Origin of the sequence: Arenicella xantha (assembly GCF_003315245.1) — a bacterium.
Classification (GTDB): domain Bacteria; phylum Pseudomonadota; class Gammaproteobacteria; order Arenicellales; family Arenicellaceae; genus Arenicella; species Arenicella xantha.
Genome location: NZ_QNRT01000003.1, coordinates 114,406 through 137,560, shown reverse-complemented (window position 1 = coordinate 137,560; position 23,155 = coordinate 114,406). Strand labels below are relative to the sequence as shown.

The 23,155-nt window shown below is 48.5% G+C and carries 23 protein-coding genes; 8 read left to right on the top strand and 15 right to left on the bottom strand.

The window, feature by feature from the left end; translation table 11 throughout:
* Window positions 1-133 precede the first annotated feature (133 nt).
* The 4 genes from DFR28_RS12560 to manD all read right to left on the bottom strand — a co-directional run bounded on the left by DFR28_RS12560 (window position 134) and on the right by manD (window position 5,241).
* Window positions 134-937 (bottom strand): hypothetical protein, encoded by an 804-nt coding sequence (locus DFR28_RS12560; RefSeq protein WP_342773302.1) that lies wholly within the window; start codon window positions 935-937, stop codon window positions 134-136.
* A 77-nt stretch (window positions 938-1,014) separates the two neighbouring features.
* Complete coding sequence (locus tag DFR28_RS12555; protein WP_113954719.1) at window positions 1,015-2,769, bottom strand: sodium:solute symporter family transporter; 1,755 nt, start codon at window positions 2,767-2,769, stop codon at window positions 1,015-1,017.
* A 21-nt stretch (window positions 2,770-2,790) separates the two neighbouring features.
* Window positions 2,791-3,948, bottom strand: a complete 1,158-nt coding sequence (locus tag DFR28_RS12550; protein ID WP_113954718.1) for a Gfo/Idh/MocA family protein — start codon at window positions 3,946-3,948, stop codon at window positions 2,791-2,793.
* 75 nt (window positions 3,949-4,023) lie between these two features.
* Complete coding sequence (gene manD / locus DFR28_RS12545; RefSeq protein ID WP_113954717.1) at window positions 4,024-5,241, bottom strand: D-mannonate dehydratase ManD; 1,218 nt, start codon at window positions 5,239-5,241, stop codon at window positions 4,024-4,026.
* 117 nt (window positions 5,242-5,358) lie between these two features.
* Between manD and DFR28_RS12540 the strand changes: the two genes are divergently transcribed.
* Window positions 5,359-6,366 carry a LacI family DNA-binding transcriptional regulator gene (locus tag DFR28_RS12540; RefSeq protein WP_113954716.1) on the top strand — a complete coding sequence of 336 codons (1,008 nt, stop codon included), beginning with the start codon at window positions 5,359-5,361 and terminating at the stop codon, window positions 6,364-6,366.
* A gap of 4 nt (window positions 6,367-6,370) precedes the next feature.
* Here the strand turns inward: DFR28_RS12540 and DFR28_RS12535 are convergent, their stop codons facing one another.
* From DFR28_RS12535 to DFR28_RS12525, 3 genes are all read right to left on the bottom strand, one after another.
* Entirely contained in the window at window positions 6,371-7,717 is a 1,347-nt protein-coding gene (locus DFR28_RS12535) for an MATE family efflux transporter (RefSeq protein ID WP_281268384.1), read from the bottom strand.
* Between the two features lie 329 nt (window positions 7,718-8,046).
* The gene (locus DFR28_RS12530; protein ID WP_113954715.1) at window positions 8,047-8,508 is read right to left on the bottom strand and encodes a hypothetical protein; all 462 of its coding nucleotides are present in this window, start codon (window positions 8,506-8,508) and stop codon (window positions 8,047-8,049) included.
* 89 nt (window positions 8,509-8,597) lie between these two features.
* Window positions 8,598-9,083 (bottom strand): J domain-containing protein, encoded by a 486-nt coding sequence (locus tag DFR28_RS12525; RefSeq protein WP_113954714.1) that lies wholly within the window; start codon window positions 9,081-9,083, stop codon window positions 8,598-8,600.
* Window positions 9,084-9,152: 69 nt separating this feature from the next.
* Between DFR28_RS12525 and DFR28_RS12520 the strand changes: the two genes are divergently transcribed.
* From DFR28_RS12520 to DFR28_RS12500, 5 genes are all read left to right on the top strand, one after another.
* Entirely contained in the window at window positions 9,153-10,403 is a 1,251-nt protein-coding gene (locus DFR28_RS12520; RefSeq protein ID WP_113954713.1) for a M18 family aminopeptidase, read from the top strand.
* A gap of 104 nt (window positions 10,404-10,507) precedes the next feature.
* On the top strand, window positions 10,508-10,762 hold the full coding sequence (locus DFR28_RS12515; protein WP_113954712.1) for an OadG family protein: 255 nt from the start codon (window positions 10,508-10,510) through the stop codon (window positions 10,760-10,762).
* Between the two features lie 29 nt (window positions 10,763-10,791).
* A complete protein-coding gene (gene oadA, locus DFR28_RS12510) occupies window positions 10,792-12,576 on the top strand; it encodes a sodium-extruding oxaloacetate decarboxylase subunit alpha (protein ID WP_113954711.1) in 1,785 nt (594 codons plus the stop codon).
* 11 nt (window positions 12,577-12,587) lie between these two features.
* On the top strand, window positions 12,588-13,760 hold the full coding sequence (locus DFR28_RS12505) for a sodium ion-translocating decarboxylase subunit beta (RefSeq protein ID WP_113954710.1): 1,173 nt from the start codon (window positions 12,588-12,590) through the stop codon (window positions 13,758-13,760).
* Window positions 13,761-13,762: 2 nt separating this feature from the next.
* Complete coding sequence (locus DFR28_RS12500; protein ID WP_113954709.1) at window positions 13,763-14,287, top strand: gamma carbonic anhydrase family protein; 525 nt, start codon at window positions 13,763-13,765, stop codon at window positions 14,285-14,287.
* A 70-nt stretch (window positions 14,288-14,357) separates the two neighbouring features.
* Here the strand turns inward: DFR28_RS12500 and DFR28_RS12495 are convergent, their stop codons facing one another.
* Window positions 14,358-14,825, bottom strand: a complete 468-nt coding sequence (locus DFR28_RS12495; protein WP_113954708.1) for an RT0821/Lpp0805 family surface protein — start codon at window positions 14,823-14,825, stop codon at window positions 14,358-14,360.
* 119 nt (window positions 14,826-14,944) lie between these two features.
* Complete coding sequence (gene leuA, locus DFR28_RS12490; protein WP_113954707.1) at window positions 14,945-16,624, bottom strand: 2-isopropylmalate synthase; 1,680 nt, start codon at window positions 16,622-16,624, stop codon at window positions 14,945-14,947.
* A 137-nt stretch (window positions 16,625-16,761) separates the two neighbouring features.
* On the opposite strand from leuA, the gene DFR28_RS12485 reads away from it, so the two are divergent.
* Complete coding sequence (locus DFR28_RS12485; RefSeq protein ID WP_113954706.1) at window positions 16,762-17,226, top strand: Lrp/AsnC family transcriptional regulator; 465 nt, start codon at window positions 16,762-16,764, stop codon at window positions 17,224-17,226.
* Window positions 17,227-17,276: 50 nt separating this feature from the next.
* Window positions 17,277-18,428, top strand: a complete 1,152-nt coding sequence (locus tag DFR28_RS12480) for a serine hydrolase domain-containing protein (protein WP_113954705.1) — start codon at window positions 17,277-17,279, stop codon at window positions 18,426-18,428.
* Between the two features lie 23 nt (window positions 18,429-18,451).
* On the opposite strand, the gene DFR28_RS12475 is transcribed toward DFR28_RS12480, so the two are convergent.
* From DFR28_RS12475 to modA, 6 genes are read right to left on the bottom strand one after another with little or no spacing between them, the layout of a single operon-like run.
* Window positions 18,452-18,820 carry a cupin domain-containing protein gene (locus tag DFR28_RS12475; RefSeq protein ID WP_113954704.1) on the bottom strand — a complete coding sequence of 123 codons (369 nt, stop codon included), beginning with the start codon at window positions 18,818-18,820 and terminating at the stop codon, window positions 18,452-18,454.
* 2 nt (window positions 18,821-18,822) lie between these two features.
* Window positions 18,823-19,671 (bottom strand): DMT family transporter, encoded by an 849-nt coding sequence (locus DFR28_RS12470; protein WP_211316988.1) that lies wholly within the window; start codon window positions 19,669-19,671, stop codon window positions 18,823-18,825.
* On the bottom strand, window positions 19,668-20,576 hold the full coding sequence (locus DFR28_RS12465) for a DMT family transporter (RefSeq protein ID WP_113954703.1): 909 nt from the start codon (window positions 20,574-20,576) through the stop codon (window positions 19,668-19,670). Before DFR28_RS12465 ends, DFR28_RS12470 begins: the two co-directional genes overlap by 4 nt.
* Window positions 20,577-20,586: 10 nt before the next feature.
* Window positions 20,587-21,666 (bottom strand): molybdenum ABC transporter ATP-binding protein, encoded by a 1,080-nt coding sequence (gene modC, locus DFR28_RS12460; RefSeq protein ID WP_113954702.1) that lies wholly within the window; start codon window positions 21,664-21,666, stop codon window positions 20,587-20,589.
* Window positions 21,663-22,340, bottom strand: coding sequence for a molybdate ABC transporter permease subunit (modB, locus tag DFR28_RS12455; RefSeq protein WP_113954701.1), 678 nt, complete (start codon window positions 22,338-22,340; stop codon window positions 21,663-21,665). The genes modC and modB overlap by 4 nt, the downstream gene beginning before the upstream one ends.
* Window positions 22,340-23,092 (bottom strand): molybdate ABC transporter substrate-binding protein, encoded by a 753-nt coding sequence (gene modA, locus DFR28_RS12450; RefSeq protein ID WP_170132085.1) that lies wholly within the window; start codon window positions 23,090-23,092, stop codon window positions 22,340-22,342. The genes modB and modA overlap by 1 nt, the downstream gene beginning before the upstream one ends.
* Window positions 23,093-23,155 lie beyond the last annotated feature (63 nt).

Sequence of the window (23,155 nt, the reverse complement as noted above, 5' to 3'; positions counted from 1 at the left end):
CCAAACCAAAGGCATCGGATTAAAGGTAATTAGAGGATATCGTTGAGACGTTTGCTAATAGCGAAAAGTTAACCAACTGACAGCAAGCATATTACCCATCAGTTAACACCTCGAATTCGGCGCGCGGTATTTTTTATTGTAAGAGGTCGGTAACGACGCGCCTAACATCAGAGTACTCAGTGGACTCGACAAAGCCGATTGAGAAGGTTTTCGGTTCTGTCAGAAACTTATCTTTGTTACTACGGCCAAAACCTAATACCGTCATGTACGGTCGACTGACATATTCATCGGGCGCATCATCGTCTTGCTGGTTCAAAACGTACAACATACGGGAAGACTTAGCGTCACCGAATGCGATCCACTCGGGTCCGGTGAAATCGCCCTGCAACGACTCATTGATTAAGTGCTTCTGATCATTCACCGAGGCATACCAAAAGTCAGTCTCGTCCATGCTGCCACCCGGAACTCCTTCGTATAGCACCCAGTACTTATAACCGTCACTGACCTTGACCATAGTGAAATCGCAACGGTCTGGATAGAAATCCCACTGTCCTTGCCATTTACCGTTAGCGGAGGTAAACACGATTTGAACATGATCACTAGAAGCTACATTGACCACCGAGGTGGATGGCTCTGTTGTTGCATTCATAGCATGAAAGAAATTACCATCTTGCTTGTGTACAGCGTTTGGAAAGCCACGGTATTCACCTTTCCAACCTGAGCCTTTTTGATTATGAAACCCTAACCAGTCGACTCCGTCTTTGTCTAACATACTGGATAACCCGCCGCCTTCTTTGTCTAGAAAGTAGGTGGCCGACGCCGAGCTAATAATATAAGACAGCCCGCCACCAGCAGACTCATCCACGCCATGTGTTAGCTTCACGTCGCCAATCGCATGCACCGAACTTATGCCAAACAGCAATACGATTAGTAACATGACAATAGATACGTTTAATGGAATAGCTCTTAACATAATTTTTTCTCTTAGTTACCTTTTGACACACACGCTTAACATCAGGTCGTGCAGCGATCGAGTCGTGCGCTCCGCTTTAACAGCCCCCCGATGCTCAGTATCACCAGCGCGCAGCAAATAAACACCAACCGGCCCCACCAGGGGTTCGGAATCAGCGACATCAAGGCTACACCGCTGCCCATTATCATCACCATGGTCCCAAGCTTGTTGTGTTGCTGGCGATCGTACTCACCTTGAGCGGCATCGGCGACGACTGGAGTTTCAAAGTCCACAAAAAACGCTTCCCGCTGCGCTTTGTGCGCATCACTATCTTCTTTATAGAACAACGAAGTAAGACAAAAGAAACCAGCGGTTACAAAAACATGGGCCGCCAACGTCATGATTAAGTTCATATCGCCGGCTTCCCGATTGGTAAATGGCTCGATTCCAATCCATTCAGCAACAACGTGCGGTGTGAGTACCGCCGACATAAACCAGGAAACAAATAAGCCGAGTAAAACGGTAACCCAGGGCGCCCACGAAGGTGTCTTTTTAATTAATAGCCCGACTATTAATGGAATCAATAGCGGCACCTGAATCATCGCCGAAACCGACATCATTAAGTCAAACAGACTAAGTTCGGTTAAAGACTTAAAGAATAACGCCATCGTAATAACAATGATCCCACTAAAAAAACTCAGCACCATACTTAAGTTGAGTAGCTTTTTATCATCAGCCGGTTTACCCCTTTTTTCCAAGTAAGGCTGGTACACACTGCGCACGAAAATACCGGCATTTTTGTTTAGCGCAGAGTCCATCGACGACATCGATGCGGCAAATAAGCCCGCCAACAACAAGCCAACAGTGCCGACCGGCATTGCATTTCGAGTGAAGACCAAATACACCGCATCACCAGCCTTGTTACCAAGCTCAGGATAGGCCGCTGCGGCATCCGGGTACAAAATTGCCGAAGCCCATGGCGGGATAAACCAAATAATGCTGCCTACGCCCATCAAGCCCATTGCTAATAACGAGGCTTTACGAGCATTAATTGAATCTTTTGCATTCAAAAATCGGAACGAGTCATGCAGATTCATGATGGTAATCATCTGCTTGGCGAGAAAAAACACAAAAGTGCCGACTAACAATAAGCCGTAATTCATGTCTGGCCCCATAACAAAGCCTGACGGAAAATTACTGACTAGTTCGATCGGGCCACCAACCTTTACCAATGCCACAATCGCACATGCCACAGACACCACGGCGACCACCAATGTTTGAACGAAGTCCGACGCAACGACGCCCCACGCGCCAGCTAATACCGAGACAAATACAACTGTTAGCCCAGTAACAATAATGGTCATACCAATATCAGCTTCAAATACGGCGCTGGAAAAAACTCCTAGCGCATTCAGCCAAATACCAGCGTTAATCAAACTAAAAATTATTAACGCCCATGAGAAAAACAACTCGTTTTGATGACCAAAACGACGCTTAATTGCTTCGGTTGGAGTATCGACGCGCATCTGGCGGAATCGATGCGCGAAATATGCCCAGCCGCAGAAATAGGCAAAGGTATTGGCAAAAAACACCAAGCAAACAGCGAAGCCATCTGTGAATGCTTTGCCTGCTGCGCCGGTGAAGGTCCATGCCGAGAACTGCATCATGAAGGCAGTCGAACCGACCATCCACCACAACATACGACCACCGCCACGAAAGTAGTCACTAGTCGACTGTTTGGCCATTTTCTTGAACGTGAAGCCAATACTTAACACCAGCAAGAAGTACCCGCCAATAACTAGATACTCATAGACCATAATAGTGCCCCGATGTATGAATCATTGTTGAAGGTGACTCACATCGACCCAATTATTATTTTTGCGGATAATATCGATAAGCTGCTGGTACTGACTGCCCTCTTTGAAAGACTGATAATGCGCAACCGGCTCACCATTAATATCCTTAACCAACTCACGAATCAAGTAACGCCAATTTCGCTCTGTATCACCATCAACATCAGGCACGTCCGCTGCAATCTCGGCCGGCAACGTCAGCTCGCGCCAGTCAGCATTACTACCGTCGTTGCCTACCTGGTTTAAATACAGCGGTCCGCTACCGTAATGGCCTTTGATGTAAATGGCGCCAGTGCTCCCATAGAACACAATGTGATCTTCGTTAAACCTGGGATTCAAACCACCATGTTTGAACAGCACCGAAACAGGATTCTTGGCATACTCACTCTCAAGCTGCGCCAGCACGGTGTAGGTCCACTCCACATTTGATTCGCCCCATTGTAATGACGGATCATTCAAATCTTTAGGAATATGTTCGCGCCGAGTTTTAAAATTATGCACACCGTCCACGATTGGGGCTCTGCCGAGATCGTCGCGCACCTCTCCCATAATAGACAGAATTTTTTCGCCCACTACCGATGTCACAATCGACAACATATGCGTGAAATTGTTATTCAAACGCCCGCCACCGTTTTCTTTGCGATGCGACCATCCAAACGGAATATCACGCTCAAGATTAAAATGCGAAATGCATTCAACTTCTAACGGTTCGCCAATTGCGCCTTGAGACACCAATTGTTTGGCATGCATCACATGCGGCATATAACGAAAGCTGGCTGCAAATGCCGTTTTTACACCTTTTTGTAGCGCTAATTGGTATAACTGTTTTGACGTCTCACCACTTTCGGTGAGAGGTTTATCGCAAAAAACGTGACACCCGGCCGCGATCGCCAGCTTGATCGGCTCCACATGCGCACCGCCCGGTGTCGCAATCGAAACGATGTCTGGTTTGCAGTCGGCTAACGCTTGCTGCCAATCTGTACCAGCATAGGGAATACCCATTTCTTCAGTCACTTGTTTGACTACGGCTTCGGTTCTACCGACCATGCCCACAACATCAACACCAGCGTATCTAAATGCCTCAGCGTGACCTTGCCCTGCAAAGCCGGTTCCGTGTATTAAAACTTTCAGTTTATCGTTCATTTTTCACACCAAATATAAAGGTTTACTTTGTCTTCACACAGCAGCCAATCCGTTCGCCAGCCACCACGCGGTGTTCTACCAATTCCAAACGGTCCCATCTTCCAATCGACTGACAGGCAGATATGATCGTTTGTATGGGTATTGTTGAGCGGCCTGTTCGTTAAAATCGACACCTAAGCCCGGTTTCTCGCTGACAACCGCCATACCATCTTTAATCATAACGTCCTGCTGAAATACGCTTCGGATTTGCTCATTTCCTAAACCGACGAATTCTTGTATGCCAAAATTAGGAGTCCAGGTGTTGAGGTGTAGATGTGCCGAAAAACAAATAGGAGATAAATCTGGCGCACCATGCGGTGCTGTTCGTACATTATAAAGGCCGGCGAAATCGGCAATTCTACGCATGGCGGTAATACCACCGGCGTGGGTTGCCGCAGCACGTATATAGTCGACTAGCTGACTTTGAATCAAATCCTTGCAGTCCCAAATACTGTTATACGTTTCTCCAATGGCCAGCGGTGTGGTTGTATGCTGGCGAATCAGCTCATAGCTTTGTTGGTTTTCAGCAATCGATGCATCTTCTAAAAATAGCAGATGGTAAGGCTCCAACATCTTGCCCAACCTAGCCGACTCTATCGGCGTTAAGCGACTATGAACGTCATGCAGTAAGTGCACGCCACTGCCTAATCGACGTCGAGCCTCGCTAAACAGCGCCTCGATCATGCTGAAGTATTTTTGCGTGCACCATTGCTCTTCTGGAGGCAGCGGCCTATTACCCTGCAACTCATAGTAGTCCTTCTTGTCACCAACCACACCGTAGGTGGTTTTAAGCCCGGCTACGGCAGACTGTAAGCGAACCGCTTTAAATCCCTGATCGACTAATGTTTGCGCTTTATCGATGGTGTCGTCAATGTCCGAACCGCCAGCATGAGCATATAGGTTAACACCTGCTCGACTCCTGCCACCAAGCAACTGATACACCGGCAAATTAGCTAACTTGCCTTTAATATCCCACAAAGCCATATCAATACCCGCAATAGCAGCCATCGTAATCGGCCCCTTACGCCAATACGCTCCTTTGTAGAGATACTGCCAAATATCTTCAATATCCTGCGGGTCTCGCCCGACCAGACACGGTATAACATGCTCCTCAAGATACGCTACCACGGCCATTTCACGACCATTTACCGTCGCGTCGCCGACTCCGATGACGCCCGAGTCAGCAACAATCTTCACCGTGACAAAGTTTCGCCCGGGACTACACACAATCACTTTTATGTCTTCTATCTTCACTGTTCTAACTCGTTGTGGAGGTTTAGTAAACCGTTCTACTAAACCGATTTAGTATTCTAGAGTAGCACAATCGAGATATACTTCAACACCGCCACATCCAATCTGAGAAAAAAAGCCGTGAACAAAATAAAGCTAGTCGATGTTGCGCATGCAGCGGGCGTGTCAAAAAGCACTGTCTCACAGTTTTTAAACGGTCGCTTTAATTACATGTCAGAGGACACCAAGGCACGCATCGAACAGGCGATTAGCCAACTTAACTACGTGCCAAACTCGATAGCGCGCAGTCTTAAAACAGATAAAACAAGAATCATCGGTGTGATAGTACGCGACATTGCGGGCTCCTATACCAGCCGCGCTATCCGGGGGATGGACGATTATTGTAAAAAAAATGGCTACAACCTGATTATCTATAACACCGACTTCGATGCAGCCTCAGAGGCCACCGCACTTACTTCGTTAACCCAGTTGCGTGTCGATGGCATTATCATTGTTCCATCCGGGATGAACAGTCTCTTAGTTGCTGAAATTGTTGAAAAAGGTTGTCCTGTGGTCCAATTTCAACTGGAGCGAGACGACGATGCAAACAACATCATCCTGTCGGATTACAAGCAGGGCGCGTACGACGCAACGGAGTATTTAATTCGCCTAGGCCATCGGCGGATTTGTTTTCTAACGCAAGAATTTTCTAAGGTTAAGTCTCGAAAAGAGCGCTTCCAAGGATATGTTGCAGCACTAAACGCGCATGGGCTAGAGCTCGATTCTAGCCTTATTCAGTATTGGCATCGGCATCGCGGTTTTGACAATGCACCGGCCGAGTTACTGGCAGCGGACAACCCGCCGACTGCGATGTTTACCCAACACTTGGCGATAACCAGCCAGCTCCTTACCGAGCTTAACCAAGCCAATATATGCATACCCGATGACGTCTCAGTATTAGGGTTTGATGAACTCCCCATGGCCGATTTACTTAAAGTCCCCATCACTGTGGTTAAACAGAAGCCCTATGAAATCGGAAATGAGTCGGCAAAACTATTGATTCATCAACTTGAAAATCCCGGTAGCGCAAATCAGCGCATTATGGTTCCTTGCACTTTGGTCGAACGAGATTCCTGTAAGCACATTTAAAAACCTAATATTCAGAGTCGAGCTTCATTCTGGTGTAGCGATAAAAATGAAAGGTTTTAAGCAATTCCTCAATTGGCATGATCGCAAATGCCCAAAATAGAGAAACATCACAATACAATATCAACACCGCGCACACCGGTAACGAGATCAACCACTGCGTGACAAAATGCAGTTTTAGCACCCGTTTACTCTCGCCCAGCGCACGCAAAATGTTGGCCGAAACTGAATTGTAGCCACGCACAATCGGCAATAAGATATACAACGGCGCAATAACCGACAGCGCCGCATATGTGGCGGGTTCAATATTTGGGTAAATAAATTGAATAAATTGACTAAATATAAAGAACAACACAGCCACGGCCAAGGACAGCCCCAACGCCGTTCGAATACAGACAGAAACAAATGCCGCTAAATGCTGCGTTGTATTATTTCCCAATGCCTGGCTAATATTGATTGCGGATGCCTGGGCCCAAGCTGAAATCACTTGCGTGCCAATACGCAGCCACGGAAATATCAAAGTGATCGCTACAAATGACGATAGCGCAAGCTGCGCGAATAGCAATTGATACACCGAAGCGCCAATAAAGAGCACAAAAAAATTGGCGGCAATAGGCAATATTTCAGCGAGCTGAGGGCCCATTTCGGCATGCAAAGGACGCCCACGCGGATACCGCAAATGCACACGCTTATCGAGCAGCAAGACTCCGGTAAAATAGGTCGCCCGCAAAAACACAGCCGTCAAGCTTCCCAACGCGGCGCCTTCCAAACCTAAGCCAGCATTCCCGCCGACTCCGTAGATGAGAAAATAGCTCAAAATAGCGTTAAGCGGAATCTCTATCAAGTAACCCTTAAGGGTTACTTTAGTGTCACCTCGCCCGTTATAGAAAGCGGTGCATACCTGAGTAAAGGCAGTAATGATAACGATGTACTTAGTGATACCTAGGTATGACAGCACGCGCTGCTCAACAGCAGGGTTACTAGTAAGCGCTGCGACGATATCGTCATCGAAACCGCTTAAAATCGCGAAAAACGCCACTGCTGTGAATAAGTTAACAAATAAGCCGACCCAAAATGCTACGACCAAATCGGCCGATTTATTCGCACCATACGCTCGGCCAACTAACAGTTGAATACCATTGCCAATCGCCAACTCGATGCCAAGCGCGAACGCCAAAATGGCTGCCGCAATGCCCATGGCCGCAACCGGCACTTCACCGAGCGGTGCCACTAATAATGTGTCAATCATCAGCATCGACTGAACCAGCAACACATTAATAGCTAGCGGCCAAGCCAAAGCGAGATTTGTTCGTAGGTGCGTGTTAACGAATTTCAAAATATCTAAGCCCAGCATTCCAATTGTTTAGAAGGTAACGGCTTGTGCAGCGAGCAGGCAAACGAAGCTAAGCAATCCCAGTGAAAGTGATGAGTGAAATCGATAATTCTGAGGGTTTGGCGACTGTATCAAACTGGTCGACAAGATTAAAGCCAGACTGACAACTGAGCATCGGCGTCATTGCTTAGGATTAGCGATTTAGGTCTAAGCAGAGCTAATCCGCGATAGAGCATAAAAAAGCCCACCAATTCTGGCGGGCCTTTCTAACACTGACTCAGCTTCTACACTGCTTCACAATTTTATACCGATTTGACGCTAAAACTGCCAAACGGTGACGGCATCAGATGCTATGCCGCTTTTTTCAGGTCTTTGCTTACTGATTTAGTAAGACCAACCAGTTTACCTTTTGCAGCTTCTAACTTGTCTTCAAGCGTTGCACGACCTTCTTTTAAACGCGTCTCAGCTTGGTCTTGAACTTTCTCGCCACGACTAACTAAATCACCAAGAAGTTCTTGACGCTCTTTGTTGAGCTTCGTGTAGCGAGTTTGAAGCGTTTCACCGATAGCATCATAGCGAGTCACAACTTCTTCATACGTGCGACCTACCGCGCCTAAATAGGCGAACCATACTTGCTTAGCGACATTCTGCGCCTTGCCAATATTTTGGTTTACTGTCGCAAATACGCTATCTGCGGCTGTTTCAACAGCCTCTTCAACCGCGTCTACTGCTTCTTTCACTTCTACTTTAGCTTTAGCAGATGCTTTTTTAACGGTGGCTTTACTAGGTTGTTTTGTGGTTTTTGCTGGCATGTTGGGCCTCACACATTAAGTGGATTTGTTTCGATGCACTTATAATACGACTCGATTTTAGAATCCGCTCCCTAATTAGAATTAGGTTTCTAACCCATCAATACATCTTTGGCTTGATTGATCTGCTTGGCAAGTGGGTCAGAGCCACCTCTATCTGGATGCAACTTCTGCATCAAGCGCTTATGCGCCTGACGTACCGCATCAGGTTTAGCATCAATTGTAATACCGAGAATCGCGGCGGCTTCCGCGCGTGACATAGACGTGCTTGAGGCTGGACTAGCACTACCTCCATGCTGAGCATTAACCGGATCTTCCTGCCCCATGAATTTTTTGAATACCGGAGCATAGTGGGCAAACTGCGCAACGCGAGCCGCCAAAGCGAGCAGTGCCGCCAACACACCCATTAACCAATGCGCACGCCCCGCCAATACTAAGCCCAGCACAACCGCCACGCCCCCATAAAGAAGAGCTTTTTTAGCAAAAGCGTTGCGCTCACTCTCTGGCAACGTCTGCCAACGCTTTATGCCATAGATTGCCACACCGACAATGGTAACTAGTAATATAGAGGTAAACACAGCTGCAATGGGGTTTCGAGGTTTATCGGCTATAATAGAGCGTATCAGACAACTTTTAAACCAATCTCTATGTCAAACCCTATTGCCCAGTCGCTGTGCGATTTCATCGCTGAGTCGCCAACCCCATTTCACGCCACCCAAAACCTACTGAAACTGTTTACTGATGCAGGCTTTGAGGTACTGCATGAAGGTCAGGACTGGAGCATCGAGCCTCACAGCTCATACGCCGTAACGCGCAACGACTCATCAATTATCGCATTTCGTACTGGGGCGGACCTAACATCAGGCATACAAATGATCGGCGCACATACCGACAGCCCTTGCTTGAAGATTAAACCTAACCCCGAAATTCGCACACACGGCTACTTACAACTTGGCGTTGAAGTTTATGGTGGTGCACTGTTACACCCATGGCTGGATCGCGACCTGTCTATAGCAGGTCGCGTGAGTGGGCTAAACGATAACGGTGAAATCGTTAGCGAACTCATCGATTTCAAACGGCCTATCGCGATTATTCCGAACCTAGCGATTCATTTAGACCGAGAAGCAAACAGTTCACGCGTGATCAACCCGCAAAACAATTTGCCATTGATATTGACACAACAAGAAGACACTAGCTTTGAGCAACTGCTGCTGCAACAGTGCCGTCATGGTGTGGTGAAGATTCTTGAATACGAACTGTCTTGCTATGACACACAGGTTCCGCAACTCACCGGGCTACACGACGAGTTCGTTAGCGCCGCGCGACTAGACAACCTATTGAGTTCGTACATTGGCGCTCGCGCCTTAGTCGACACCGAGTCAGACCAAGCGGCACTATACATTTCGACTGACCACGAAGAAGTCGGCTCAAGTTCAGCCTACGGCGCAAATGGCCCGTTCTTGAAATCGGTATTGGAGCGCATCACTAATAACCCCACCGAACTCACTCAAACATTGAGCCGGTCGCTGTTGCTGTCTTGCGACAACGCACACGGCATACATCCAAATTACAGTGACAAACATGATAAAAATCATGGGCCAATCCTAAACGCCGGACCCGTCATCAAAATTAATAGCAATCAGCGTTACGCCAGCACCAGTGTTAGTTCGGCTAAATTTCAAGCGCGTTGCGCAGAAGCAGGAGTGCCGCTGCAGAAATTTGTAACACGCAGTGACATGGCCTGCGGCAGCACCATTGGGCCGATCACCTCCAGTCAAATCGGCATCGAAACTCTCGATGTAGGCGCACCGCAATGGGGAATGCACTCGATACGAGAAACTGCTGGCACACAGGACTGTGAATACTTATATAAAGCCGCCTGTGCGTTTTTGCGCTAAACACAGCAATCGCAGATCATTCGGTCATACAAAGAGATCAGCACACAGATTGAACGAATTACGGTAGAATAGTAAGCACACTCCGATTTACAACCTCTAGATCCATGCAGGACACACTGATCGATCAAGGCGTAAGCCTCATGCTTTTCGGTATGGGGACCGTGTTCGTATTCCTTACGATACTCGTTTTTGCTACCAGTCTAATGTCAAAAATAGTGGGGCGACTAGCCGCCCCCGAAGTACCTAAAGTTACGACCAACATTCCCAGCACGCCGTCCGGCAGCGCATCAACGTCGATGCCCTCCCAGCAACAGCTTAGAGCCATTGAAAAGGCCATTGCTGCTCATCGTCAACGCTAAACCACATCGACTTACTTTCGCTCAGCACTATGTCAAAGAAATTAGGAATTACTGAAGTCGTTTTTCGCGACGCTCATCAAAGCTTACTCGCTACACGCATGCGTATTGACGACATGTTACCGATCGCCGAAGCACTCGACTCGATCGGCTTCTGGTCAATGGAATCTTGGGGCGGCGCCACGTTTGACTCCTGCATTCGCTATCTTGGAGAGGATCCTTGGGACCGCATTCGTGAAATCAAAAAAGCCATGCCCAATACCCCTCAGCAAATGCTGTTCCGCGGGCAAAATATTTTGGGCTATCGACACTACGCCGACGATGTAGTGACCAAATTTGTTGAACGTTGCGCTATAAATGGTATCGATGTGTTCCGTGTATTCGATGCTATGAACGACATGCGCAATATGACGACCGCACTCAAGGCGGTTAGTAAAGTCGGCAAACATGCACAAGGTACACTGAGTTACACGGTCAGCCCGGTGCACAACATTCAGTTATGGCTAGACTTAGCCAAACAACTCGAAGACGCTGGTGCAGACTCGATTTGCATTAAAGATATGGCGGGCCTACTCAAGCCCTACGTGGGCTATGAGCTGGTTACAGAGCTCAAAAAATGCGTCGACATTCCGATTCAATTGCATGCCCATGCGACAACTGGCTTAAGCACCGCCACCATCACTAAATGCGTTGAGGCCGGTATTGATACAGTTGACACCTCGATTTCGTCAATGTCGATGACCTATGGTCATTCACCAACCGAATCGGTAGTGGCCATCTTTGAAGACAGCGATCGTGCGACCGGCCTAGATATTACCAAGCTCGAGACTATTGCTGCTTATTTCCGTGACGTACGTAAAAAATACGCCGAATTTGAAGGCTCATTGCGAGGCGTAGACTCACGTATTTTGGTAGCACAAGTACCTGGCGGCATGCTCACTAATATGGAAAGCCAGTTACGCCAACAAGGTGCCGAAGACAAACTAGATGACGTATTAGCAGAAATTCCACGCGTTCGTGAAGATCTTGGATTTATTCCATTGGTCACACCAACCTCACAAATTGTTGGGACGCAATCAGTAATAAATGTGCTGATGGGCGAACGCTACAAAAATATTGCAAAAGAAACTGCTGGTGTTTTACGTGGCGAATACGGTGCCACACCAGCGCCGGTTAATCAGCAACTGCAAGCACGAGTGCTAGAACCTGGCGAGTCACCGATTACCTGCCGACCAGCTGATTTAATCGACGCTGAAATGGATTCACTTACACAAGAGTTCACTGACCTTGCTAAGCAGCACGCGCTGAAAACCAAGCAAGGTGAGCAATTAGTAGACGACGTCCTGACTTATGCGCTATTCCCGCAGGTAGGCCTTAAATTTCTGCAGAATCGCGACAACCCGTCGGCATTTGAACCGGTTCCAACCGGCAAAATCAGCGCCGCAGCACCAACCACCGATGGCGGTGAGGGGGTCTACACAGTCGAAGTAGACGGTCAGCAGTTTACCGTAACCGTCACCGATGGCGGTGACATCACTGGCTTGGTAGAGATAGGTGCCCAGCCACAAACCAGCACGAGCACGCCGGCACCTGTTGCCACGGGCGGCACACCAGTCAATGCTCCGCTGGCAGGCAATGTCATTAATATTCCGGTTAAGGTTGGCCAACAAGTTACCAGTGGCGACACCGTTTTGATACTCGAGGCCATGAAAATGGAAACCAATATTTCAGCGCCACAAGATGGACAAATCACTGAAATATCTGTCAAGCAGGGAGACACCGTGAACGTAGGTGACCCGCTCGTCACCATCGCGTAGCGGGGCCATTCATGGATCACTTAAATAACCTTTGGTTGAGTTCAGGTCTTGCACAAGTTCAGATCGGCCAACTCTTTATGTTACTCGTAGGCTTTGGTTTGCTGTATTTGGCAATTCATAAGCGCTTTGAGCCATTACTGCTCGTGCCAATTGGATTCGGCACCTTGCTTGCCAACATTCCCGGCGCAGGATTCGATTTAGCTCCGGTATATGATGCCGTCGGCCATATGGAGAGCCCCGGTGGCTTGCTTTATTACATTTATCACGTCGGCATCGAGACCGGCCTGTTTCCGTTACTGATTTTCATGGGCGTCGGTGCCATGACGGATTTTGGCCCTCTATTAGCCAACCCGCGCACCTTGCTACTCGGTGCGGCCGCGCAGGTCGGCATATTTACCACCGTGCTTGGCGCAGTAACTTTAGGGCATTTCGGCATCCTTGATTTTTCAATCAGAGATGCCGCATCAATTGGTATTATTGGCGGAGCCGATGGACCGACAGCAATTTTTGTAACCTCCAAACTGTCGCCGGAGTTATTAGGTGCCGTTGCCGTTGCCGCTTATTCGTATATGGCGCTAGTACCCATTATTCAACCGCCGATTATGCGCGCACTCACCACTCAAGCTGAGCGCGAAATTAAGATGGAACAACTACGACCGGTTGGTAAGCTAGAGAAAATCATATTTCCGCTAACCTTATTAGTACTGGTAGCTTTTATTCTGCCTGACGCGGCGCCATTGCTCGGCATGTTTTGTTTTGGAAACTTAATGAAAGAGTGCGGAGTAGTCGATCGCCTGAGCAACACAACTCAGAATGCGTTAATCAACACGGTCACAATTTTCTTGGGACTTGGGGTCGGATCAAAAATGAGTGCCGATAAGTTCTTAAATCTCGAAACGCTTGGCATCCTCGGTTTAGGCGCCGTAGCATTTTGTATCGGTACCGCCGCTGGGGTCCTGATGGCAAAATTGATGAACAGATTCTCTAAACACAAAATAAACCCATTAATTGGTGCCGCGGGCGTGTCCGCCGTACCGATGGCCGCGCGAGTCGCAAATAAGGTCGGCTTAGAAGCTAACCCACAAAACTTTTTGCTAATGCATGCCATGGGGCCAAACGTCGCTGGCGTGATCGGTTCAGCGGTGGCCGCTGGCGTAATGATTAGCCTCGTAACCGGAATGTAAACATGCTATTTGAACTTGATAACAAACGCCCATTAATTAGCGAACACTGCTTCGTAGCGCCTTCCGCCGACCTAATTGGAGCAGTAGAACTCGCGAAACATGCAAGTGTTTGGTTTAATTGTGTTCTGCGCGCAGACAACGAGCCTATCCGAATTGGCGAAAACTCAAATGTACAAGACGGCTCAGTCCTGCATGTGGACCCCGGCTACCCGATTGAAATTGCCGCCAACGTCACCGTAGGCCATAAAGTCATGCTGCATGGCTGCACTATCGGTGAAAATACCTTAATCGGGATGAATGCTGTGGTGCTGAATGGAGCAAAAATCGGCAAAAACTGCCTAATTGGTGCCAATGCACTGGTGACTGAGAATATGGAAATCCCAGACGGCTCAATGGTACTAGGCTCGCCTGCGAAGGTAGTGCGAGAGTTGGATGCTGCGACTCAAGCCAAGTTGGCGATGGGCGCCGAGCACTATGTGAAAAATGGACAACGATACTTAACTAGCCTGAAACTGATCTCGGAGTAGCATTTAAATCAGTCATTAATGGTGCCTCGGGAACGTCTTACAAGCTCCCAAGGCACAAATACCGCTTCGGTTAGCCCATTAGCTTCCATGTACCATCAGCTTGGCGACATGCCTCACCTTGCATTATCTCGGTCTTACCGTCAATTTCAACAGTTTGGCGAAACTCTCTGCATGGCACATTCCCTTGATAGTACGTGCGGGTCGGTGTCACAGAGTGAGTCTTTCCATCGGGGTCGCTCCAGCTAGTCGTTTGCCCCACTGGATTGTCTTCCAGTGCTCGATTATGTTGCTGTACAAACGCCGTTGATGCAAAGTAACCTGCTGCGCCGCAAGCCGCGGTCCAACCTTGCCGACTACCGTGACCTTTGAAGAGTTTATTACAGACCACCGCACCAAGAATACCACCACCAAGTGGAATGACATTCTCCTTATTAAAGACGTTCGGATCTGCGCCAATACCGCCATTAGGCGTCACTGCGCAAGCCGACAGGCTCGCAATTGCGGCAACTAAAGAGACCTTAAATACTAACTTTCTCATACTTTCCTCTGTTCGTTTGTTATAGACAAGTCTAAAGGCGTAAGACTTCCATATATTACCGGCAAGCTTCTGAAAGTAACGTGGAATTAATTACTCGGTAACTGTCTTTAAAATTAGGCTCATTTCGCCTTTTTTATGGCAAATTCGCGGCGCGAAACACGAGCAACTGCATTTAGAATCGCCGCAAATGTGGCGCCTAGAATATCTTGGCTTCGCCCAACGCCACAAACTCGTTGCGAATCGACACTAACTTGCACGTAGGCAATCGCTTCAGAGCTATCATCGTGCCCCAATGTGTGTTCATCATACTCAATAATGACGACCTCTTGGCCCAAGTATTGATTCAGCCCATGCACAAACGCTTCAAGAACCCCACTTCCCTCACCATGGATAGGCGCTTCGCTACCCGCATCGATTAGTATCGATTGCATGGCATCTAAACCAGCATCACGACTCACTTGGTACCCCTTTAGGGTCATCGCATTTTCGGGCTCTAAATAGGTACGATTAAACAAGTCGACAATTTGCTCACCACTGACTTCGGCTTCAGTAGATTCGGCTTGCGCTTGCACTACTGGGCTAAAATCAACTTGCAACCATCGCGGCATTTTAATTGCGTGCTCCTGCTCCAGCACGTAGGCAACGCCACCTTTCCCAGACTGTGAATTGATGCGAATCACCTCTTGATAATTACGCCCCAAGTCACGTGGATCGATCGGCAAGTACGCTACCTCCCACACGTCGCCGTCCTCATACAGCGCTAAACACTTATTAATCGCATCTTGATGACTTCCAGAGAATGCCGCAAAGACCAGCTCCCCAGCATATGGATGACGTGGATGCACCTTCAGCTGAGTGCATTTTTCGACCACACTGATTACTCGATCCATCCGCGAAAAATCCAGCTCCGGGTCTACGCCGGCGCTGTATAAATTCATTCCCATTGTCACAATATCCATGTTGCCCGTGCGTTCGCCATTCCCCAACAGCGTGCCTTCCACACGGTCGGCGCCGGCCAACACACCCAATTCAGATGCTGCGACACCGCAACCCCGATCATTGTGCGTGTGTAAACTTATGATCACTGAATCGCGTTGATTTATATGATCGCAGAACCATTCAATTTGATCAGCGTAAACATTGGGAGTAGCGACTTCCACCGTCGCCGGCAAATTCAAAATTATTTTATTTGATGGCGATGGCTGCCAGACTTCAACCACCGCATTGCACACCTCAATTGCATAGTCGATTTCGGTGCCGGTAAAGCTTTCAGGTGAGTACTGAAACTGCCATTGCGTTTGCGGCTGAAGTGCGGCTCCTTGCTTTACCCATGTGGCTCCATCGACCGCAATTTGCTTGATTTGCTCTCGCGATAATTTGAAAACTTGTTCACGCTGCACCGTGGAGGTGGAGTTATACACATGCACGATGGCACGCGGCACGCCCACTAGCGACTCATAGGTACGATCAATCAATTCCTTACGAGCTTGGGTCAACACTTGAATAGTCACGTCGTCGGGAATGCGGTTCTCAGTAACGAGCTTTCGGACAAAGTCAAAATCAGTTTGCGATGCAGCCGGAAAACCGACCTCGATTTGCTTGAAACCAACCGCCACTAACATCTCGAACATTTCAAGCTTCTGAGCTGGTGTCATCGGTTCAATTAACGCCTGATTACCGTCGCGTAGATCGACGCTGCACCACGCCGGCGCCGCTTCAATCGTCCGGCTAGGCCATCGTCGGTCATACTTATCGATGGTTTGAATTGGCGTATATTTTGTGTGGTCGAAACGGGACATAAATCAAAAATCATCAATTGCGGTTTTATTTAGCCTATTAGTATAGAGCCAGCGCTGTAGCGAATCTATGCAAAAACTAAACGCAAATTGCACTACAATAGATTTATTAGCCAATAAACCACATAATATTGAATAACATGACCAATATAGACAATATTGATAGGCAAATACTTCGAATCGTGCAAGAGGATGCCAAGATCAGCAATCTAGAACTAGCCGAACGAGTCAACCTGTCGCCAACCCCCTGCGCACGGCGCGTAAAACATCTAGAAGACGCCGGCATAATCGCACAACACATCACCTTGCTGGATCCCGAAAAACTAGGCTTAAACCTAACCGCGATGATAAGCGTGACGATGGATCGACATACTGCCGATCGATTCGAAAAATTCGAGCGTGATGCCACAGCCTTACCCGAGGTAATGGAATGCTACGTGGTTACGGGGCAAGACTCAGACTTTCTCATTAAAGTCTTGGTCCGAGATATGCGACACTATGAAGAATTCTTATTAAGGAGACTCACCAAGCTGGAAGGAGTTAGTGGAGTCCATACCAGCTTTGTATTAAGACAACCGATTAATAAGCACGTGTTGCCGATATAAAAATACCAACGAAACGGCACAACCAACAACCCATTCAAAAGACACTCAACATGATGAAGATTCTAGTTCGAAGCCTATTAGGCATAGTTGCATTAATTGTCGTCGGTTTAATCACTCTAGTCGCAACCGGCAATGGCTATATCATTACCAGCCTACAGCGAACCTATTTAGTGGGCAATGTCACCGCCAACATTAACGACTATACTGAATTCACGACTCGTGAAATCAAGGCAGCCAGCCCATCACCATTAGATAATCATTCTGACTACAACACAAAGGCCCTGCCTACCGCGTTTATTGAAGAGTTAATCGAATATGATTCGGTCGGATTTTTAGTGCTTAAAGACGGCAAGGTATTGCACGAAAGTTACTACAATGATTATCACGATCGCAGCAAAACAAACTCCTTTTCGATGGCTAAAACAGTCACCACATTATTGCTTGGCATCGCTATCGAAGAAGGCCATGTCACGGGACTAGACCAACCCATCACCGATTTCCTGCCCGAGTTTAACGACGACCCACTGGGGAGCAAAGCGACCATCGGCCAACTCTCCGCAATGAACTCCGGATATGACTGGGACGAACAATACTATTCACCATTCAGCCCCACTGTGGAACTATTGTACGGCGATGACATCCGCCGCTTTGTATTAGAACGCAAGTTCACTTCGGAACCCGGTACCTTTTGGTATTACTCGAGTGCGTCCACAGAATTAATGGGTATCTTTCTCGAACGAGCATTAAAGCAAGCCGGTGCAGCAGATAACTTGTCGGAATACTTAAGCCAAAAACTATGGCAACCACTGCAAATGAATGACGATGCCTTGTGGCACCTAGATGACAATGGCATGGAATTAGTGTTCTGTTGCCTGAGCACCAATCTGCGTAATTACGCAAAACTCGGCCAACTTATGCTGAATCAGGGCGACTGGCAGGGCCAGCAGTTAGTGAATGCGGCTTTTATTCAAAACATGACAAAACCAGGCTTAGTCGAACACTATGGCTTGTCAACTTGGCTAGGCCTCAATCAGAACCCCGCCAACTACTGGTTTAGTGGGCATCTAGGCCAGCATATTATTGTGGTTCCCGAGCACAACATGGTGATTGTAAGGCTCGGTGAGCGATCCAAACCTGGCAGCGATCATATTACCGATACAGTTCCCAACTACGTTCAAGCCGCGTTGACGCTTATACAATAAACAAAGGTCTAACAACTTAAGGTTTAAATCCACACATCGTTCTGGGCAGTCAATTGACTGCCCTTTTCATCACCGGTATTAACCACTCCACGCGGCTCGATGATCATAGCTTGCACTGGCTGCAGTGCAATCGGCTTGTGCTCGACACCTTTCGGTACGACATACATTTCGCCAGCACGCAGGTCAACCGCACCGTCACGAAACTCAATACGTAGCTCGCCTTGCAGCACCAAAAATGTCTCATCGGTATCCGCATGTGAATGAAACACAAACTCACCTTCCAGTTTGACTAATTTGAACTGGTAATCATTCATCTCCGCCACTACGCGCGGCGACCAGGCATCGCTAAATTGCCTAAACTTATCGGCTAGGTTAATAGCTTGATAGCGCATTTTTATACTCTCCGCATGCGTGGAAACATGACTAATAAAATCCCCATTAACACCAAGCAAGTCGCCACTGCCAAGCGTAAGCTGATAGATTCATGACTGAACATAAGCCCGCCAAGGGCGGCAATGATCGGCACAGACAATTGCACCACCGCCGCATTTAATGTGCTTAGTGAACGTAAAGCGGCATACCAAACGGCGTAGCCAAGCCCAGACGTTAAGGCCCCCGACGCAATCGCAAGCCATACGCCATTCGAACTTAACTGCAGCGTATCCCATGTCAGCAGTAGTAACAGCAACGCGAATGGCAATGCTTTCAAAAAATTATACGCAGTAGTGCGCACTGGGTTGACCGAACCCTGACCAAGCAAGCTGTACACGGCCCAAGCCACACCGGCAACAGCCATCAGACTCGCCCCGAACAACGATGGCCGATTCGAATCAGGCAGCAACAAGTAAAGCAATCCAACGATCGCTATGGTCAGCCCCAGCCATTGGATCGACGACGGTCGATGCCCGCTAAGGACTGAGCTTCCGACCATGGCTATTTGCACAACCCCAAACAAAATTAGTGCGCCCGTTGCAGTGTCGAGAGACTGATACGCAAATGAAAAACCGGCAGCATAAACAAATAGCGAGAGAGCCGCCAACCAACTGCCAGTAGATGCCGATGACTCCGCTGCCTGCCCCCTGTTAATTGCCAGTATCAACATCAAGACGACCATCCCTGACAGCAACCGAATAACCGTAAATCCGGTGGGGTCAATGGCTCCCTGCAACAAAGCTAATCGACATAACACCGAATTCCCAGCAAACGCCAGCAACGCAATAAGCGACAAAAATCCAGTCTTCACGCTAGCCACTTACTAATATCAAGTAAACCCAAAAACACCACCACTCCGGTAAAGGTTAAACACACACCCAGAAGTTTTCGACGAGTCAATGACTCATGCAAAAACAACCATGCCATTAAAATAATAAAGATATTGGCGGTCTCATTCAGCACCGACGCAACAGATGCGTCAGCATATTTAAAGCCGGCTAACCAAAACACCATCGCGAAATAGGTACCTACCACAGACGCCACGAAAATACTTTTCCAGCGATGTTGCCCGCCCACAATCACCCGGTAGGTGCTGAGCACTTGGCCACGCAAACTCAAATAAATCAACATGCCGATAACACCGGCTAATAAGCGCAGGCTAACCATCCAGAAAAAACCACTACTCTGTAATAAAGGCTTCATGGCGACAACCCCGGCCGCTGTCAGTAAGACCGACCCAGCAGCGAATATCATGCCTTTAAATAGCGTCGATCCATCTAGCGATTTGTAGTGGCGTTGATATACCGCGACCAAGATCCCCATCAACACCAAAGCAAATCCGCACCATTGCCAAAGCTGTAAACGCTCGCCAAGAAATAGCATCGACAATATCACCACGAACGGGCTATATAAGCTGGCGACTATCGCGGTTCGTCCGGCACCTAACAAGCGTAACGCTTGCAGGTACAAGGTATCGGCAATGGCAATACCTGCGTAGCCGCTGATAACTAAGATTGCCCATGCACCAACCGTCAAACTCGGGAGCACCAAGCCTTCAAGCAGCACCGCAGTTGGCAACAGCAAACTCAAGCCGATAATATTCTTAACTAGGTTGAGTGTGTTGGCGCTCATACTGTCGCCGACATATTTGTACAAAATCACAGCGCTGGCCCACATAAGAGCACAAATCAGCGAGTACCATTCCCCCAAGCCCATCAATCACAACTCACAGTAGAGCCACACTTTTGGCTTGCACGAAAACCGATTTGCCGGGCTGCAACTGCAACGTTTCAGATGACCGTCGCGTGAGGCGCGCCAGCAACGGCACGGCATACTCAGATTGCGGCCCAGCCGCGACCCGAACAATCACCTGCGACTCATTGAACTCGACAATTTGTTCAACGACACCCGGAAAAATATTCAAGATACTGGTTTGCTGTTGATGAGTAAGTGTAATGCTCACGTCACGCGCCGCAATTCCCACACGAACCTTGGTTCCTACCGGCAAGGCCGCCTGCGTTACGGTAAGCCTACCGATACAAGATGCCAAGTACGACAAACCAAACTGGGCATCGTGCGACTCAACAGTGGCATCGATAATCGACTCTGCATCGTGGTCGTGTGCAAGCGCTAAATCTAATCGAGTTAGCATGCCGGAGGCTGGTCCGTCAGCAATCACTTGACCACGTTCCAACAAGACTAAATGATCCGCTAAGCGCGCCACTTCATCGAGTGCGTGCGAAACATAAATAATCGGCACTGAAAACTCTCGACACACGGTTTCGATATACGGCAACAAGCGCTGCTTCGAATCACGGTCCAAGCCACTCAATGGCTCATCCATTAATAGCAGCCGCGGACTCGCGCACAGCGCGCGAGCAATTGACACACGCTGCCGCTCGCCGCCTGACAATTGCTCGACAGAGCGTTTTAATAAAGGCTCCAAACCGAGCTTATCAATAATCTGTTGCAAGGGAACTTTTTGTCGATGCGAAGGCACTCGGCGCTCGGCATATTGCAAGTTTCCAGCAACATCCAAATGGGTAAACAGGTCGGCCTGCTGGAATACCATGGCGGTGTCACGTAGATGGGCTGGAACGCACAACCGACCATCCTGCCAAACCGTCTGCTGAAATGAAATATGTGCTTCTGGGTAACGATCAAGGCCGGCCAACGCACGCAACAAACAGGTTTTCCCGCAGCCTGACGGACCAAATAAAGCGGTTACACCACTGGCTGGCAATGTTAGTGCTACCGGCAAATAAAAATCATCTCGACGAATATCAACGTTTATAACGATGCTCATAACCGCAATACTCTTCTTTTGTTTCCGGCGTATACCGTCATCAATAAAATCAATGATAGTCCTAACAATACCATTGATAAGCGGTGCGCCTCGGCAAAAGCCAATGTTTCAACATGTTCGTATATTGCGATGGAGGCGACTTGGGTCTCGCCAGGAATATTGCCACCGATCATCAGCACCACACCAAATTCGCCTAATGTGTGCGCAAAGCCCAATACCGCCGCACTAATAAACCCAGGGCGGGCTAACGGCACCGCCACACTATAAAACCGATCTAGCGGACTCGCGCGCAAGGTCGCTGCCGCATCAAGAACATTGGCATTAATGGCACTAAATGCGTTCTGCAATGGCTGCACGACAAACGGTAACGAGTACAACACAGAACCCAGCACCAGACCTGTAAAGGAAAATGCGAGTGGTGCGCCGGTTAAGGATTGATACAGCTGACCGAGCCATTGATTTGGACTAAACGCTACCAACAGATAAAACCCCAACACGGTTGGAGGCAACACTAATGGAATCGCCACCAAGGCTTCAATCAAAAATTTACCGCGCCAGCGTGTAACCGACAGCCACCACGCCAAAGGGGTTCCAAGCAACAACAATATAGTAGTACTCAAGGCGGCAAGCTTGAGGGTTAAAAAGAGAGCAGCATAGTCGGCAGGCGATAACATTACGGCGTATCGTAACCGTGATTTCGAATCAGCTCCATCGCTTTTGTGCTTTGCAGATAGGTGTGAAATTGTCGCGCAACTGGCGTGTCACGAAGCAATACTGCTTGTTGTGTAATCGGCTGATGAAGTTGCTGCGGAACCAACCAATAATGCTCGTCTGCGCGCGCCAGCACTTGAGAGTACGCCACAAACGCAACGCTAGCATGACCAGAGTAAGCAAACTGGTACGCTTGCGTCACATTTTCGCCATACACCAATGAACCTTGAATTGCATCAAAATAGCCAAGCGCATTGAGTACGTGTAGCGCCGCGGCACCATAGGGAGCTAATTTAGGGTTGGCAACTGCTACTTTACTTGCTCCAAGGTTTAGCGCATTGACACTGCTGGCGGTCGGAGTTGGCCCCGATGGTTGCCATAGAACTAATCGACCGACCGCGTAGGTGAATCGACTATCAGCGACAATAAGGCCGTCCTCCTCCAGCGCTTGCGGTCTAATGGCGTCTGCCGCCAGAAATAGATCAACCTTCAGCCCATGCCGGATTTGCGCAACATGTTTACCGCTGGAGCCTAATAACAACACCACAGCATGCCCAGTCTCCAACTCAAACTGTTCGGCCAACTGATGCGCCACCGCACTAAAGTTACTCGCTACCGCAACGCGTAGTGTCTCAGCACTAATCGACGGTGACATAGCAAGTGACGAGACACCGATCACAAAGCTGACCCACCATCTGGAGGTCGTGTTTGCCATAAAAGCAGTCATACTTTCACCCGACTATCGAGCCGGTAGCGGCAGCTCATATGACTAGGTGCC

What these genes read in the sequence shown, in the direction of transcription:
- DFR28_RS12560 (WP_342773302.1), bottom strand. Translation starts at nt 937, where the DNA reads ATGTTACTAATCGTATTGCTGTTTGGCATAAGTTCGGTGCATGCGATT.
- DFR28_RS12555 (WP_113954719.1), bottom strand. Translation starts at nt 2,769, where the DNA reads ATGGTCTATGAGTATCTAGTTATTGGCGGGTACTTCTTGCTGGTGTTA.
- DFR28_RS12550 (WP_113954718.1), bottom strand. Translation starts at nt 3,948, where the DNA reads ATGAACGATAAACTGAAAGTTTTAATACACGGAACCGGCTTTGCAGGG.
- DFR28_RS12535 (WP_281268384.1), bottom strand. Translation starts at nt 7,717, where the DNA reads ATGCTGGGCTTAGATATTTTGAAATTCGTTAACACGCACCTACGAACA.
- DFR28_RS12530 (WP_113954715.1), bottom strand. Translation starts at nt 8,508, where the DNA reads ATGCCAGCAAAAACCACAAAACAACCTAGTAAAGCCACCGTTAAAAAA.
- DFR28_RS12520 (WP_113954713.1), top strand. Translation starts at nt 9,153, where the DNA reads ATGTCAAACCCTATTGCCCAGTCGCTGTGCGATTTCATCGCTGAGTCG.
- DFR28_RS12515 (WP_113954712.1), top strand. Translation starts at nt 10,508, where the DNA reads ATGCAGGACACACTGATCGATCAAGGCGTAAGCCTCATGCTTTTCGGT.
- oadA (WP_113954711.1), top strand. Translation starts at nt 10,792, where the DNA reads ATGTCAAAGAAATTAGGAATTACTGAAGTCGTTTTTCGCGACGCTCAT.
- DFR28_RS12505 (WP_113954710.1), top strand. Translation starts at nt 12,588, where the DNA reads ATGGATCACTTAAATAACCTTTGGTTGAGTTCAGGTCTTGCACAAGTT.
- DFR28_RS12500 (WP_113954709.1), top strand. Translation starts at nt 13,763, where the DNA reads ATGCTATTTGAACTTGATAACAAACGCCCATTAATTAGCGAACACTGC.
- DFR28_RS12495 (WP_113954708.1), bottom strand. Translation starts at nt 14,825, where the DNA reads ATGAGAAAGTTAGTATTTAAGGTCTCTTTAGTTGCCGCAATTGCGAGC.
- leuA (WP_113954707.1), bottom strand. Translation starts at nt 16,624, where the DNA reads ATGTCCCGTTTCGACCACACAAAATATACGCCAATTCAAACCATCGAT.
- DFR28_RS12485 (WP_113954706.1), top strand. Translation starts at nt 16,762, where the DNA reads ATGACCAATATAGACAATATTGATAGGCAAATACTTCGAATCGTGCAA.
- DFR28_RS12480 (WP_113954705.1), top strand. Translation starts at nt 17,277, where the DNA reads ATGATGAAGATTCTAGTTCGAAGCCTATTAGGCATAGTTGCATTAATT.
- DFR28_RS12475 (WP_113954704.1), bottom strand. Translation starts at nt 18,820, where the DNA reads ATGCGCTATCAAGCTATTAACCTAGCCGATAAGTTTAGGCAATTTAGC.
- DFR28_RS12465 (WP_113954703.1), bottom strand. Translation starts at nt 20,576, where the DNA reads ATGGGCTTGGGGGAATGGTACTCGCTGATTTGTGCTCTTATGTGGGCC.
- modC (WP_113954702.1), bottom strand. Translation starts at nt 21,666, where the DNA reads ATGAGCATCGTTATAAACGTTGATATTCGTCGAGATGATTTTTATTTG.
- modB (WP_113954701.1), bottom strand. Translation starts at nt 22,340, where the DNA reads ATGTTATCGCCTGCCGACTATGCTGCTCTCTTTTTAACCCTCAAGCTT.
- modA (WP_170132085.1), bottom strand. Translation starts at nt 23,092, where the DNA reads ATGGCAAACACGACCTCCAGATGGTGGGTCAGCTTTGTGATCGGTGTC.